We start from the raw sequence: 13345 nt of genomic DNA, 5'->3' as shown, positions 1-13345 counted from the left end.
CCGATCAGCGGCCGTTGGCTTTCCGCCACGCCGCGAAATCGACTTTGGTCTGCTCCTCCGTCGCCGGATAGAGGCCGAGGATCGAGCGGCCCTTCAGCACCTCTTCGGTGACGAAATCCTCGAAGGCGGTCATCTCGACCGCCTCGGCCGCGACCTCGTCGGCGAGATGGGCGGGGATGACGATGACGCCTTCGGCATCGCCGACCACGACATCGCCCGGGAAGACCGCGACATCGCCGCAGCCGATCGGCACGTTGATGTCGATGGCCTGGTGCAGGGTCAGGTTGGTCGGGGAGGAGGGGCGGTTGTGATAGGTCGGGAACGGTAGCCGCGCGATCTCGTAGGAGTCGCGGAAGCCGCCATCGGTGACGACGCCGGCAACGCCGCGCTTCATCAAGCGCGAGACGAGGATGCCGCCGGCCGAGGCGGCACGCGGGTCCTTGCGGCTGTCGATCACCATGACGGCGCCGGGCGGGCAATCCTCGACCGCCTTGCGTTGCGGATGAGCGCGGTCCTGGAAGACGGAGAGTTGGTTCAGATCCTCGCGCGCCGGGATGTAGCGTAAGGTGAAGGCCTCGCCGACCATGGTTCCGGCACCGGGATTGAGCGGGCGAACATCCTGGATGAACTGGTTGCGCAGGCCACGCTTGAACAGGGCGGTGCAGAGCGTGGCGACGGAAACCGTGCGCAGCTTCTCGCGGGTTACCGGCTTGAGACTGGGCATGCGCTCACCTTCCGACGTCCGAGGCTTCCCGCCGGGCGGCAGGCGGCGGAGAAGTTCCCGCGATCCGACCCGCTTTGTAAAGGCGGAGCGATCAGCGAAAAACGCAACCCCGCTCACGCCTGCCGGAATCTCGCCTACTTGCCCCAGCGCAGTGCCAGCGGATCGAGCTCGCGCGCCAGCTCGATAAGTCCCTCGCGGGTCTTCGGATGCAGCGGCGTCAACGGATGACGCACGGCTTCCGACCTGATGACGCCGCCCTCCTTCATCACCGCCTTGGCCGAGCGCAGGCCGCATTGGCGGTTCTCGTAATTGATGATCGGCAGCACGCGGGCATAGAGCGCCGCCGCCTGCTTGCGGTCACCCGTCGCATGCGCTGCGAGGATCGGCTTGATCAGATCCGGGATCATCGCCGAGGTCATCGTGCCGGTCGCGCCGGCATCGAGATCGGCCATCAGCGTGATCGCCTCCTCGCCGTCGAAGGGGCCGACCACGGCGTCGCCGCCGGCCTCGATCAATGCGCGCAGCTTGTTGGCGGTGCCGGGCACCTCGATCTTGAAATAGCGGACGAGCGGAACCTCCTTCGCCAGCCGGATCATGAAGGGCACGGTCATGGTCACGCCCGAGAGCGGCGCGTCCTGCAGGATGATCGGAATGCCGCAGGCATCGGCCACCGCCTTGAAATGCTCGATCATGCCCTGCTCGTCGGCCTTGAGCAGCGCGCCGTGATAGGGCGGCATCATCATCAGCATCTTCGCGCCGGCGTCCGCTGCGGCCTTGGCGCGGGCGGCAGCGATGCGCGTCGCGAAATGCGAGGTGGTGACGATGACTGGCACGCGGCCGGCGACCTGCTCCAGCGAGAGCCGCATCACCTGCTCGCGCTCCTCATCGGTGAGCAGGAACTGCTCCGAGAAATTGGCGAGGATGCAGATGCCGTCGACGCCCTGGTCGACCATCAGGTCCATGACGCGCTTGTTGCCCTCGATATCGAGGTCGCCATTGTCGTGGAAGATGGTCGGCGCGATCGGCAGGATGCCCTTGTAGGGTTCGGTCATGGCGTCATCTCGTCGGTGGCGGACAGGAAAGGATCAGGCGGTGCTGGCGGCCTTGGTGCCGCGCAAGCGGCGCGCGATCGAGCCGAGGACCGGCATGACCAGCAGCGCGAGACCGATCGCCATCAGCGTCGAGACCAGCGGGTTCGACCAGAAGATCGAGAGCGAGCCCTGGCTGAAGATCATCGACTGGCGGAAGGCGTCCTCGGCCTTGTCGCCGATGACCATGGCCAGCACGAGCGGCGCGATCGGGTAGTCGAGCTTCTTGAAGACATAGCCGACCAGGCCGAAGACCAGCGCGAGCCAGATGTCGAATTCCTTGCTCGCGGCGGTGAAGGCGCCGATGAAGCAGATCACCACGATGATCGGCCCGATGATCGAGAAGGGGATGCGCAGGATCGAGGCGAAGAGCGGCACCGTCGCCAGCACGACCACGACCGCAACGACATTGCCGAGATACATCGAGGCGATCAGGCCCCAGACGAAGTCCGGCCGGTCGGTGAACAGCGTCGGGCCGGGATTGAGGCCCCAGATCATCAGGCCGCCCATCATCACGGCGGCCGTCGCCGAGCCGGGAATGCCGAGCGCCAGCATCGGCAGCATGGCGGCGGAGCCGGCGGCATGGTCGGCGGTCTCCGGCGCGATCACGCCCTCGGGCTCGCCCTTGCCGAATTTGGCGGGGTGGCGCGAGGAGCGCTTGGCCATGGCGTAGCTCATGAAGGAGGCGGCCGTCGGCCCGCCTGGCGTGATGCCCATCCAGATGCCGATCAACGAGGAGCGCAGCAGGGCGAGCCAGTAGGGCGGCAGTTTCATGGCAGTCCGCAAAACATCCCCGACGCGGACCTTCGCGGCGACGCCCTCGAATTTCAGCCCTTCTTCCATCGTCAGCAGCAACTCGCCGATGCCGAACAGCCCGATCACCGCGATCAGGAAGCTGACGCCCGCCAGCAGCACGTCGAACTCGAAGGTCAGGCGGACATTGCCGGAGACCGAGTCCATGCCGATGGTGGCGAGCGCGAAACCGATCGCCATCGAGACCACCGTCTTGAAGGGTGAGGCGCCGCCGAGCCCGATGAAGCTCGCGAAGGTCATGAAATAGACGGCGAAATATTCGGGCGAGGAGAAGCGCAGCGCGAATTTCGCGACCCAGCCGGAGAGCAGCGTGATCAGGATGACGCCGGCCAGCGCGCCAAAACCGGCCGAGAGGAAGGCGAAGGACAGCGCCTCGGTCGCCTTGCCCTGCTTGGCCATGGGATGGCCGTCGAAGGTCGTCGCGACCGATGAGGGCTCGCCGGGGATGTTGAACAGGATCGAAGTGGTCGAGCCGCCGAAGAGCGCGCCCCAGTAAAGCGAGGTCAGCAGGATGATCGCCGAGACCGGGTCCATCGAGAAGGTCAGCGGCAGCAGCAGCGAGACGCCGTTGGGCGCGCCCAACCCCGGCAAGACGCCGACGAGTACCCCGAGGAGGACGCCCGCCATCATCAGCAGGACATGGTGCGTGGTGAGCGCGACCGAGAAGCCGTGCATCAGGTTGGCGATGTTGTCCATGCTGATATCCCCGCCGTCTCAGAGGCCGATGAGCGGCTCGATCGGGCCCTTGAGCAGGCCGATCTGGAAGAATTTCTCGAGCGCGAAATAGAAGAAAGCCGCCGTCACGAAGGCGGTGCCGAGGCTCTGCAGCCAGCCATAGCCGCCTTGGAAGCGCATCGCGAAGACGAGGTAGACGATCGTCGCGACATACATGCCGAGGGTCGCGCTCAGCACGACGAAGGCGACGAGCGGCAAGAGGAAGGCGAGCACGCGCTTGCCGCGCTCGGCGTCGAGGAAGGCCTCGGCAAGTGCGGCCTTGCCGGCGACACGCTGGCCGATGGTGACGGCAAGCGTGCCCAGGCTCGCCAGCGCGATCAGCGCCCCCGCGTAGAAGGGAAAGGCGCCGGGCTGCGGGCCGGACGTATCCCAGCCGATGCCGAACTCCAGCGAGCCCTTCACGATGACGAGCCCGAAGACCAGCGTCAGGACGGCCGTCCCGATCTCTGCCCAGAAGCGGGTGATCATGCGGTGAGTTCTCCCTTTCAGGGCTTGCGCGTCATGGCCGGGCTTGACCCGGCCATCTCGGAAACCAGCCTTCTCGTCATGAGATTCCCGGGTCGGCGCGCTGCGCCGCCCGGGAATGACGATCCCACCTTACTTCGCGACCCAGCCTTCGTTCTCGAAGACTTTCTTGTTGGCAGCCTCGTCCTTGGCGACGAAATCGGCGAGTTCCTTGCCCTTCATGAACTTGCCGGTCTGGGCGGTGCGCGTCACGAATTCCTGCCATTCCGGGGTCTTGGAGACCTTCTCCAGCAGGCCGGCATAATAAGTCACGGCATCGGCCGGAACGTCGGCCGGCAGCCAGACGGTGCGCGGCATCTGGAAGGTCTCCAGCGGCAGGCCCGCTTCCTTGCAGGTCGGGATGTCGCCCCAGCCCTTGCCTTCGAAGATCGGCTCGCCCTTGGCGAGACGCACCGGCGAGAAGACGCAGAGCGGCTTCACCTGTCCGGCCTTCCACTGGCCGATATTCTCGTTGGGGTTGTTGGTGTTGGAGTCGATATGGCCGCCGGCGAGCTGCACGGCCGCGGCGCTGCCGCCCTGGAAGGGCACATAGATCCATTTCACGCCGGTGGCGTCCTGGATCATCGAGGTCAGGGTCTGGTCGGTGTCCTTCGACTGGCTGCCGCCCATCTTGAAGCCCATCGGCTTGGCCTTGACCGCATCGATATAGCTCTTGGCATCGGCATAGGGGGCATCGCCCTTGACCCAGAGCAGGAACTCGTCGAGCGCCAGCGCTGCGACCGGCGTCAGGTCCGAGACCTTGTAGCCGAGCTTGGCGACGTAAGGCAGCAGGTAGGCATTGTTGGTACCGAAGATGACGCGGTTCGGATCGCCCTTGGCGCCCTTGCCGTAGACATAGCCTTCGGCGCCGGAGCCACCGCCCTTGTTCACCACCACGATCGGCTGCTCGGTGAACTTGTGCTTGGTGATGATCGACTGGATGATGCGGGCGAAATTATCGGTGCCGCCGCCGGCGCCCGAAGTGACGACGAACTCGATCGGCTTGGTCGGCTCCCAGGCCTGCGCGGCACCGATGCCGCCAAGCGTGAGCACGCCAGTGAGCGCAGCCGAAATGGCGATGGTCTTCATGGTTTCTCTCCCTGGGGTTTGATCTTGCGAGGCCGCTCTTGCCGGCGGCTTTGTCGAAAACTTTAGGTCGGCATCGGGTTGTCCCGAAAAGTGCATTCCACTTTTCGGCCCGATGCCCGGATGTCAGGCGGCGGCGCGGGCCTTGCCCTTTCCGTCCTGGGCCATCTTGATGGCGAGTGCGAGCGCGGCCCGCGTTGCGCCGAGATTGGCGATGCCCTTCCCGGCGATCTCATAGGCCGTGCCATGGGCCGGCGTGCAGATCGGGAAGGGGAAGCCGCCGATCAGGGTGACGCCACGGTCGAAGCCGATCAGCTTCATCGCGATCTGGCCCTGGTCGTGATACATCGTCAGCACGGCATCGAAATCGCCGTTCCTGGCGCGCAGGAAGACGGTGTCCGAGGGAAACGGCCCCTCGACCGTGAAGCCCTTGGCCTTGGCCGCCTTCACCGCCGGCTCGATCGTCTCGATCTCGTCGCGGCCGAAATTGCCGCCGTCGCCGGCATGGGGATTGATGCCGGCGACCGCGATGCGCGGCGGGTTGAAGCCGGCGGCGCGCAGATTGGCATCGGCCAGCGTCAGCGCCCGCAGGATGCGCTCCTGCGTGATGTTCTGCGCGACCTCGGACAGCGGGATATGCGAGGTGACGCGGGCATTCCAGAGCTTGTCGAGGATGTTGAACTCGCTCGCCGCGCCCTCGAAGCCGATGGCGTCGCGCACGAAGCGGATCTCGTCGTCGTAACCGGGATAGGCGAAGCGCATCGCCGCCTTGTTGAAGGGCGTGAAGAACACCGCATCGGCCTTGCCCGAGGCGGCGAATTGCAGCGCACGGCGGAAATTCTCGGTCGCCGCCTTGCCGCCGGCCAGCGTCGCCGTGCCGCGCTTGAGATCGGCGGGGTCGTGATTGGCGAGATCGACGAAGACGAGCTTGTCGCCAAGCGGAAGCCCATCGCCGTCCTTCACGACCTGGACCTGCGGATCGGCGCCGCCATCCTTGATGCCGAGATCGAGCAGGCGCTTGTCGCCGAACACGACATAGCGGGCCGCGCCACGCAGATCGGCCTCCGACAGAATGCGCGCCGTCAGCTCGGGACTGATGCCGGAGGGGTCGCCCATCGCGACGGCAATCACCGGCAAGGCGTCATTCGTCCGCTCATTCATGACCGCAACTCCGCTGCCTGTCCGTTCCTCTAGCTCCGTTGGCTAACACAGGCGGTCGGCTCGCTCAAGTATGCTGTATGCAGCATATCAAAATCGATGTACTCATGCGGCAAGCGCGGGCTGCGGATCGGGCCGCGCCGGAGGAGGGCCGATGAATTTTCATGCGCATTACGCCGGGATCAGCGAACCGGTCGAAACCTGCCTCGTCGGCAGCGGCAGCTTCGGGCGCAGCTATCTCGCGCAATCGCGCCGGACGCGTCTGGTCAATGCGCGCATCGCGGTGGACGTCACGACCGAAGCGGCCGGCAAGGCTTTCGCCGCCGCCGGTTTCGAGCCTCACGAGATTGCGCTGTGTCGGACCGGGCCCGAGGCGAAAGCCGCCTGGAGTGCCGGAAAGTGCGTCGCCTCGGCGAGCCTCGATATCGTCATGGAACTACCCTTCACGCTTCTCGTCGAGGCGACCGGGAGCCCGGAAGCCGCGACGCGGCACAGCCTCGCCGCGATCGATGCGAAGCGCCATGTCGCGCTGGTCTCGAAGGAGGCCGACAGCGTCGTCGGGCCGGGACTGGCGCGCCTCGCCCGCGACAAGAACGTCGTGGTGACGCCGGTCGATGGCGACCAGCCGAGCCTGCTGATCGCGCTGGCGAGCTGGGCCGAGGTGATCGGCCTCGAGATCATCGCCGCCGGCAAATCGAGCGAATACGATTTCGTGCTGGATGCCGCGACCGGCAACGTTACCTGCAATGGCCTGACCCGTTCGCTGCCGGCGCTGCGCGAATATTGGCTGCCGGGCTCGCGCTCCATCACCGCCAATGCCGCCGAGCGCGCGCGCATCCTTGGCGAGGCCTTCCCCTTAAGGGCCGTGCCCGATCTCTGCGAAATGACGCTGGTCGCCAATACTCTCGGCTTTTCCGCCGATGCCGCCGGCTTCCATGCGCCGCCGGCTCGGGTACCGGAACTGGCCGATCTCTTCGCCGAACGCAGCGAGGGCGGCTTGATGGGCGGCACGCGCCGGATCGACGTGTTCCACCACCTGCGGCTGGCGGAGGAGGCGAGCTTCGCCGGCGGCGTCTTCATCGTCGTACGCTCAGACAATGCCGAGACCTGGGAGATGCTTGCCGGCAAGGGCCATGTCGTCAGCCGCAGTGGCAGGACGGCCGCGCTCTACCTGCCGCGCCACCTGTTGGGTGTGGAAGTCGCCACCTCGATCCTCGATGCCGCCGGCCTCAGTCGCTCCGGCTATGGCGACGATTACCGGCCACGGCAGGACCTCGTCGCCGTGGCGCAACATGATCTCGCCGCCGGCACGGTCCTCAAGATGGGCGGGCATCATCACAGCATCGATGGCGTCGGCGCCGAAGTGAGGCCCGCTGCGGCACTCGCGAACGACCGCCCTGCTCCGTTCTACCTCGTCGCCGACCGGCAACTCGTCAATGCGGTCAAGGCCGGCGAGGCGATCCGCCTCGGCGATGTCGCGATCCCCGAGGATTCCGGGCTGCAGGCAATGCGCCGGCGGCAGGATGCGCTCTTCGCAGCCGGAAACAGCCCGGCCGTTTGACAGCGCGGAAGCCGCATGCCGTAACGGAGTGGCCGGAAACAGTGGAGCAACGATGAGCGAGACGGCGGCCGATTATCCCCCGATCATGCGACGGACCCTCCATGACGAGGTGCTGGAGCGCTTGCGCGACATGATCATCGAGGGGCGGCTCGCTCCTGGCCAGCGCATCAACGAGGGCCAGGTCGGCGCCCAGCTCGGCGTCTCGCGGACGCCGCTGCGCGAGGCGATCAAGACGCTGGCGAGCGAAGGACTGGTCGAGATCCTTCCGGCCAAGGGCGCGATCGTCCGCAAGTTCTCGGCGCGCGACCTTGCCGACATCCTCGAAGTCATCAAGAGCCTGGAACAGCTCGGCGGCCGCATCGCCTGCACCGCGGCCAGCGACGCGACGATCGAGGCGATCCATAAGCTGCACCGGGACATGCTGGCGCTGTACGCAACGCGCGATCGGCTCGACTATTTCAAGCTGAACCAGGCGATCCACAGCGCCATTGTCGCCGCTTCCGGCAACGCCGTGCTGTCGGAGATGCACACCAACCTGCAGGCCCGGATCAAACGGCTGCGCTTCATCGGCAATGAAGGCCCGGAAAAATGGGCCGGCGCCGTGGCCGAGCACGAGGACATGATGGCCGCCCTGCTGAAACGCGATGCGGACGCCCTGTCCGAGGCGATCGGCCGCCATATGGACACCACGCTGATCCGGGTGCGCGACGTTCTCTGAGCGGCGCCGACACCGCCCACATCGTCATTTACCCTCCCTCTGCAGGTCGCCCTGGAACCTGCGGAGACGACTATCCGCGCCCCCGTTCTTTCAATAAGCTGTAGACAAGGCAGCTCGGGGAATTCCGCCCACGAAGCTTCCGATACAACGGGGCCGTTCATCGCCCTCACGAGGGCGGAGAGGCGTTCAAGGAGACATCCATGAAGAAAATTCTGTTGGCGACGCTGTCGGCCTCCGCGCTGATGGCGGCGCAGCCGCTGATGGCGAAGACGCTGGTGTATTGCTCGGAGGGCAGCCCCGAGAACTTCGCGCCGAGCGTCAACACCACCGGCACGTCCTTCGATGCGAACACCCAGATCTACGACACAATCGTGCAGTTCGAGCGCGGCGGCACCAAGGTCGAGCCGGCGCTTGCGGAGAAGTGGGACATCTCGCCGGATGGCCTGACCTACACCTTCCACCTGCGCAAGAACGTCAAGTGGCAGTCGAACAAGAACTTCAAACCGACGCGCAACTTCAATGCCGACGACATCATCTTCATGATCGAGCGGCAGTGGAAGGAAGATCATCCGTTCTTCAAGGTGACCAGCTCGAACCACTCCTATTTCAACGACATGGGCATGCCCAAGCTGCTGAAGTCGGTCCAGAAGGTCGATGACTACACGGTCAAGATCACGCTCAACCAGCCGGAAGCGCCGTTCCTCGCCGACCTCGCCATGCAATATGCCAGCGTGCAGTCGAAGGAATATGCCGATGCGATGCTGAAGGCGGGCACGCCCGAGAAGCTCGACCAGGACCCGATCGGCACCGGTCCGTTCTCTCTGGTGCAGTACCAGAAGGACGCGATCATCCGCTACAAGGCCAACCCCGACTACTGGGCTGGCAAGGCCAAGATCGACGACCTGATCTTCGCGATCACGCCGGACGCCTCGGTGCGCTGGGCCAAGCTCCAGAAGGGCGAATGCCATGTCATGCCCTATCCGAACCCGGCCGATCTCGAAGCGATCAAGAAGGACGCCAATGTCCAGATCCTGGAGCAGCCCGGCCTGAACATCGGCTATCTCGCCTACAACACCACCAAGAAGCCCTTCGATGACGTCAAGGTCCGCCGCGCCATCAACAAGGCGATCAACAAGAAGGCGATCATCGACGCGGTCTACCTGTCGAGCGGCGTCGCGGCGACCAATCCGATCCCGCCGTCGATGTGGTCCTATAACGAGACCATCAAGGACGACCCCTATGATCCGGAGGCGGCCAAGAAGGAGCTGGCCGCGGCCGGCTATCCGAACGGCCTCGAGATCGATCTCTGGGCCATGCCGGTGCAGCGCCCCTACAACCCGAACGCCAAGCGCATCGCCGAGCTGATGCAGGCGGACCTGGCCAAGGTCGGCGTCAAGGCCGAGATCAAGAGCTTCGAGTGGGGCGAGTACCGCAAGCGCATGCAGGCGGGCGAGCACCAGACGGGCATGCTCGGCTGGACCGGCGACAACGGCGACCCGGACAACTTTCTGCACACGCTGCTGGGTTGCGACTCGGCCAAGACCAACGGCTCGAACGTCGCCAAGTTCTGCTACCAACCCTTCGAGGAGCTGGTGGCGAAGGCGAAGACCGTCACCAACCAGGCCGAGCGCGACAAGCTCTACCGGCAGGCGCAGGTAATCTTCAAGGAGCAGTCGCCCTGGTTCACCATTGCGCATGCGGTGCAGCTGAAGCCCGTCCGCAAGGAAGTGAAGGACTTCAAGCTCTCGCCGTTCGGCCGCCACACCTTCTACGGCGTCGATATCGGCAAGTGAGCCGCGGCGCTCGATCGCCGCACGTCCCACCGGACGCAAAGCGGCGATCGGGCTCGCTGTCACACGGCATCGGACATGTTTCCGCCCGATGCTCCGGCCGCATCGCGAGCTGGCGCGGCTGATGCATGCCAAACGACGCGGCCCCACCGGGGCCGCGCTCCAGGAGGTGGAGACGATGGGGCACGATGCCCCGCGCCCGATCCATCTCCCCTGCCTGTCCCGAGAGAACCGCCCATGCCCGTTCGCGCCCGTTCACTTGCCCTGACGCTGGGGCTCAGTGCCCTGTTGCTGCCCGCCATCGCCAGTGCCCAGGCGCTCGTGGTCTGCTCCGAGGCCAGCCCCGACTTCCTGAACCCCCAGTTCAGCAGCCAGAACACCGCCTATGACGTGGCCGCGCAGATCTACGAACGGCTGACGGCGACGGAGCGTGGGGGATCGCAGATCATCCCGAGCCTGGCCGAGTCCTGGACGATCTCCGACGATGCGCTGACCTACACCTTCAAGCTGCGCAAGGGCGTGAAATGGCACGCCAGCAAGACCTTCACGCCGACACGGGACTTTAACGCCGACGACGTGATCTTCTCGTTCCAGCGCATGCTCGACCCCGCCCATCCCTTCAACAAGGTCGGCAGCGGCAACTACCAGTTCTTCGCCGAAATCGTGAAGCCGAGCCTGAAGGCGATCGAGAAGCTCGACGATTACACGGTCAAGCTGACCCTGACCAAGCCGAACTCGCCACTGCTCTCGGCGCTCTCGGTGGAGCCGATGTCGATCCTCTCGGCCGAATACGGCGCCGCGATGCTGAAGGCCGGAACCCCCGAGCAGCTCGATTTCGCGCCGATCGGCACCGGGCCGTTCTCGCTCGTCTCCTACCAGAAGGACGCCGTGATCCGCTTCAAGGCGGTGCCGGACCACTGGACCAAGGCCGTCGGCAATCGCGACCGCATGGCGCTGGTCAACGACCTGATCTTCGTGATCACGCCGGATGCCGCGGTGCGCTTCGCCAAGGTGCGCTCCGGCGAATGCCAGATCGCGCGCTATCCCAATCCCGGCGACCTGCCGGCGATGAAGACGGAACCGACGATCAATCTCCTGCAAGGCAGCATCGCCGACCAGAGTTTCCTCGCCTTCAACCAGCAGAAGAAGCCCTTCGGCGACAAGCGGGTGCGCGAGGCCCTGGCCTATGCGACCAACATCCCGGCGATCATCGACGCGGTCTACCAGGGCACCGGCAAGGCGGCCGCCGCGGCGGTACCGCCCTCGCTCTGGTCGCATAACGCGGACCTGAAGCCGCGCCCCTACGACCCCGAGAAGGCCAAGGCGCTCTTGAAGGAGGCCGGCCTCGCGGAGGGCTTCGAGACGACGCTCTGGGCCATTCCCGTCGTCCGCGCCTATATGCCGAACGGCCGGCGCGCAGCCGAGCTGATCCAGGCCGACTGGGCCAAGATCGGCGTCAAGGCGACGATCCAGACCTTCGAGTGGGGCGAGTATCTCAAGCGCGGCCGGGCCGGTGATCATGAAGTCGGGATGTTCGGCTATACCTGGGACTATCCCGACCCGAGCCAGATCCTGCTTTCGGGCTGGACCTGCGAAGGCGTGAAGACCGGCGCCAACCGCGCCCGCTGGTGCAACCAGGAAGCATCCGACGCGCTGGCCAAGGCCAGCACGATTACCGACCAGGGCGAGCGCTCCAAGCTCTACAAGCGCTTCCAGGAACTGTTCCACGAGGATGTCGCGGGCCTGCTCTTCGCCAATGCGCAGGCCTTCACGCCGGTGCGCAAGGAAGTGAAGGACTACAAGATCCACTTCTTCGGCGGACAGCCCTTCTACGGCGTCTCCATCGCCAAGTAACGGCGACGCTCCGATCAACAAAAAGCGCCGGCGGGGATTCATTACCCTGCCGCCGCCTCCCGCATTCAGATTGTTGCGTCGAAATCTGCCGCGTTTTCCAAGTCTTTCGCCCGGCAAGACGGCTGAACCCCGCCTGATCGCTCTGTTCCACCGATTTTGTCGCCGCGTTCTTGATCTTTCGCGGATTCTGGTGTTTCCGCTGCGCCGGAATTCGAACTCGACTAAAATGACATAACAGGCCGCGGGAACGCCCTGCTCCGGCCGATAAGAATGGCAGAACCATGCTGCGCTTCATCTTCACACGGCTGAGCCTGGTCGTCCCGACCTTCATCGGCATCACGCTGCTGGCCTTCTTCCTCGTCCGCCTCGTTCCCGGCGACCCGATCGAGACCATGGCCGGCGAACGCGGCATCGACGCCGCCCGCCACGCCCAGCTCCTGACCGAATACGGGCTCGACCGGCCGCTGCTCGTCCAGTACGGCAAATATATCGAGCGCGTCGTCCAGGGCGATCTCGGCAAATCGATCGTCACCCGCGAGAACGTGCTGACCGAGTTCGGCCAGCTCTTTCCGGCCACGATCGAGCTCGCGCTCTGCGCCATCCTGATCGCGCTGTTCGTCGGCCTGCCCGCCGGCATCATCGCCGCCGTGAAGCGAAACTCGATCTTCGACCATGGCGTGATGGGGATATCGCTGACCGGCTATTCGATGCCGATCTTCTGGTGGGGCCTGCTGCTGATCCTGCTGTTCTCGGTCCAGCTCGGCATCACGCCGGTCTCGGGCCGCATCGCTGTGCAATATTTCATCGAACCGGTGACCGGCTTCCTGACTGTCGACAGCCTGCTCGCCGGCGATATCGACGCCTTCTGGTCGGCGCTGGCGCATCTCGTCCTGCCGGCGATCGTGCTCGGCACGGTGCCGCTCGCGGTCATCGCCCGCATGACCCGCTCGGCGATGCTCGAGGTGCTCGGCGAGGACTATATCCGCACGGCCCGCGCCAAGGGCATGGCGCCGATCCGGGTCGTCGCCTTGCACGCGCTGCGCAACGCTCTGATCCCGATCGTCACCGTCATCGGCCTGCAGGTCGGCGCGCTCTTCACCGGCGCGATCCTGACCGAGACGATCTTCTCCTGGCCCGGCGTCGGCAAATGGCTGATCGAGGCGATCAGCCGGCGCGACTATCCCGTGCTCCAAGGGGGGACGCTGCTGCTCGGCGTCGTGGTGATGAGCGTCAACCTCTTCGTCGACCTCCTCTACGGCCTGATCAACCCGCGCATCAGGCACGCCCGATGAACCGCCATTCCCCTTTCGCTCC

The 13345-nt window shown here is 65.4% G+C and carries 11 protein-coding genes; 5 read left to right on the top strand and 6 right to left on the bottom strand.

Translation table 11 applies throughout. The features are described from left to right. Positions 1 to 4 precede the first annotated feature (4 nt). The 6 genes from Q0Q02_RS11850 to Q0Q02_RS11825 form a co-directional block, all read right to left on the bottom strand. Entirely contained in the window at positions 5 to 724 is a 720-nt protein-coding gene (locus Q0Q02_RS11850; protein ID WP_293809614.1) for a ribonuclease activity regulator RraA, read from the bottom strand. 134 nt (positions 725 to 858) lie between these two features. Beyond that, complete coding sequence (locus tag Q0Q02_RS11845; protein WP_293809613.1) at positions 859 to 1776, bottom strand: dihydrodipicolinate synthase family protein; 918 nt, start codon at positions 1774 to 1776, stop codon at positions 859 to 861. Between the two features lie 33 nt (positions 1777 to 1809). Then, positions 1810 to 3321, bottom strand: a complete 1512-nt coding sequence (locus tag Q0Q02_RS11840) for a tripartite tricarboxylate transporter permease (protein ID WP_293809611.1) — start codon at positions 3319 to 3321, stop codon at positions 1810 to 1812. Positions 3322 to 3339: 18 nt separating this feature from the next. Then, the gene (locus Q0Q02_RS11835; protein WP_293809609.1) at positions 3340 to 3828 is read right to left on the bottom strand and encodes a tripartite tricarboxylate transporter TctB family protein; all 489 of its coding nucleotides are present in this window, start codon (positions 3826 to 3828) and stop codon (positions 3340 to 3342) included. Between the two features lie 129 nt (positions 3829 to 3957). Next, positions 3958 to 4953 carry a tripartite tricarboxylate transporter substrate binding protein gene (locus tag Q0Q02_RS11830; protein WP_293809607.1) on the bottom strand — a complete coding sequence of 332 codons (996 nt, stop codon included), beginning with the start codon at positions 4951 to 4953 and terminating at the stop codon, positions 3958 to 3960. 123 nt (positions 4954 to 5076) lie between these two features. Then, positions 5077 to 6111 (bottom strand): 4-hydroxythreonine-4-phosphate dehydrogenase PdxA, encoded by a 1035-nt coding sequence (locus Q0Q02_RS11825; protein ID WP_293809605.1) that lies wholly within the window; start codon positions 6109 to 6111, stop codon positions 5077 to 5079. A 151-nt stretch (positions 6112 to 6262) separates the two neighbouring features. On the opposite strand from Q0Q02_RS11825, the gene Q0Q02_RS11820 reads away from it, so the two are divergent. From Q0Q02_RS11820 to Q0Q02_RS11800, 5 genes are all read left to right on the top strand, one after another. Then, complete coding sequence (locus Q0Q02_RS11820; protein ID WP_293809603.1) at positions 6263 to 7669, top strand: flagellar biosynthesis protein FlgA; 1407 nt, start codon at positions 6263 to 6265, stop codon at positions 7667 to 7669. A gap of 52 nt (positions 7670 to 7721) precedes the next feature. Beyond that, positions 7722 to 8387, top strand: a complete 666-nt coding sequence (locus tag Q0Q02_RS11815; protein WP_293809602.1) for a GntR family transcriptional regulator — start codon at positions 7722 to 7724, stop codon at positions 8385 to 8387. Between the two features lie 200 nt (positions 8388 to 8587). Beyond that, entirely contained in the window at positions 8588 to 10180 is a 1593-nt protein-coding gene (locus tag Q0Q02_RS11810; protein WP_293809600.1) for an ABC transporter substrate-binding protein, read from the top strand. Positions 10181 to 10414: 234 nt separating this feature from the next. Beyond that, positions 10415 to 12031: an ABC transporter substrate-binding protein gene (locus tag Q0Q02_RS11805; RefSeq protein ID WP_293809598.1), complete on the top strand. Its 1617-nt coding sequence runs from the start codon at positions 10415 to 10417 to the stop codon at positions 12029 to 12031. A gap of 281 nt (positions 12032 to 12312) precedes the next feature. Further along, on the top strand, positions 12313 to 13323 hold the full coding sequence (locus Q0Q02_RS11800; RefSeq protein WP_293809596.1) for an ABC transporter permease subunit: 1011 nt from the start codon (positions 12313 to 12315) through the stop codon (positions 13321 to 13323). Positions 13324 to 13345 lie beyond the last annotated feature (22 nt).

Origin of the sequence: uncultured Allobosea sp. (genome assembly GCF_945956895.1) — a bacterium.
Lineage (GTDB): Bacteria > Pseudomonadota > Alphaproteobacteria > Rhizobiales > Beijerinckiaceae > Allobosea.
This window is presented reverse-complemented; position numbering and strand designations above follow the sequence as displayed.

What these genes read in the sequence shown, in the direction of transcription:
- Q0Q02_RS11850 (WP_293809614.1), bottom strand. Translation starts at nt 724, where the DNA reads ATGCCCAGTCTCAAGCCGGTAACCCGCGAGAAGCTGCGCACGGTTTCC.
- Q0Q02_RS11845 (WP_293809613.1), bottom strand. Translation starts at nt 1,776, where the DNA reads ATGACCGAACCCTACAAGGGCATCCTGCCGATCGCGCCGACCATCTTC.
- Q0Q02_RS11840 (WP_293809611.1), bottom strand. Translation starts at nt 3,321, where the DNA reads ATGGACAACATCGCCAACCTGATGCACGGCTTCTCGGTCGCGCTCACC.
- Q0Q02_RS11835 (WP_293809609.1), bottom strand. Translation starts at nt 3,828, where the DNA reads ATGATCACCCGCTTCTGGGCAGAGATCGGGACGGCCGTCCTGACGCTG.
- Q0Q02_RS11830 (WP_293809607.1), bottom strand. Translation starts at nt 4,953, where the DNA reads ATGAAGACCATCGCCATTTCGGCTGCGCTCACTGGCGTGCTCACGCTT.
- Q0Q02_RS11825 (WP_293809605.1), bottom strand. Translation starts at nt 6,111, where the DNA reads ATGAATGAGCGGACGAATGACGCCTTGCCGGTGATTGCCGTCGCGATG.
- Q0Q02_RS11820 (WP_293809603.1), top strand. Translation starts at nt 6,263, where the DNA reads ATGAATTTTCATGCGCATTACGCCGGGATCAGCGAACCGGTCGAAACC.
- Q0Q02_RS11815 (WP_293809602.1), top strand. Translation starts at nt 7,722, where the DNA reads ATGAGCGAGACGGCGGCCGATTATCCCCCGATCATGCGACGGACCCTC.
- Q0Q02_RS11810 (WP_293809600.1), top strand. Translation starts at nt 8,588, where the DNA reads ATGAAGAAAATTCTGTTGGCGACGCTGTCGGCCTCCGCGCTGATGGCG.
- Q0Q02_RS11805 (WP_293809598.1), top strand. Translation starts at nt 10,415, where the DNA reads ATGCCCGTTCGCGCCCGTTCACTTGCCCTGACGCTGGGGCTCAGTGCC.
- Q0Q02_RS11800 (WP_293809596.1), top strand. Translation starts at nt 12,313, where the DNA reads ATGCTGCGCTTCATCTTCACACGGCTGAGCCTGGTCGTCCCGACCTTC.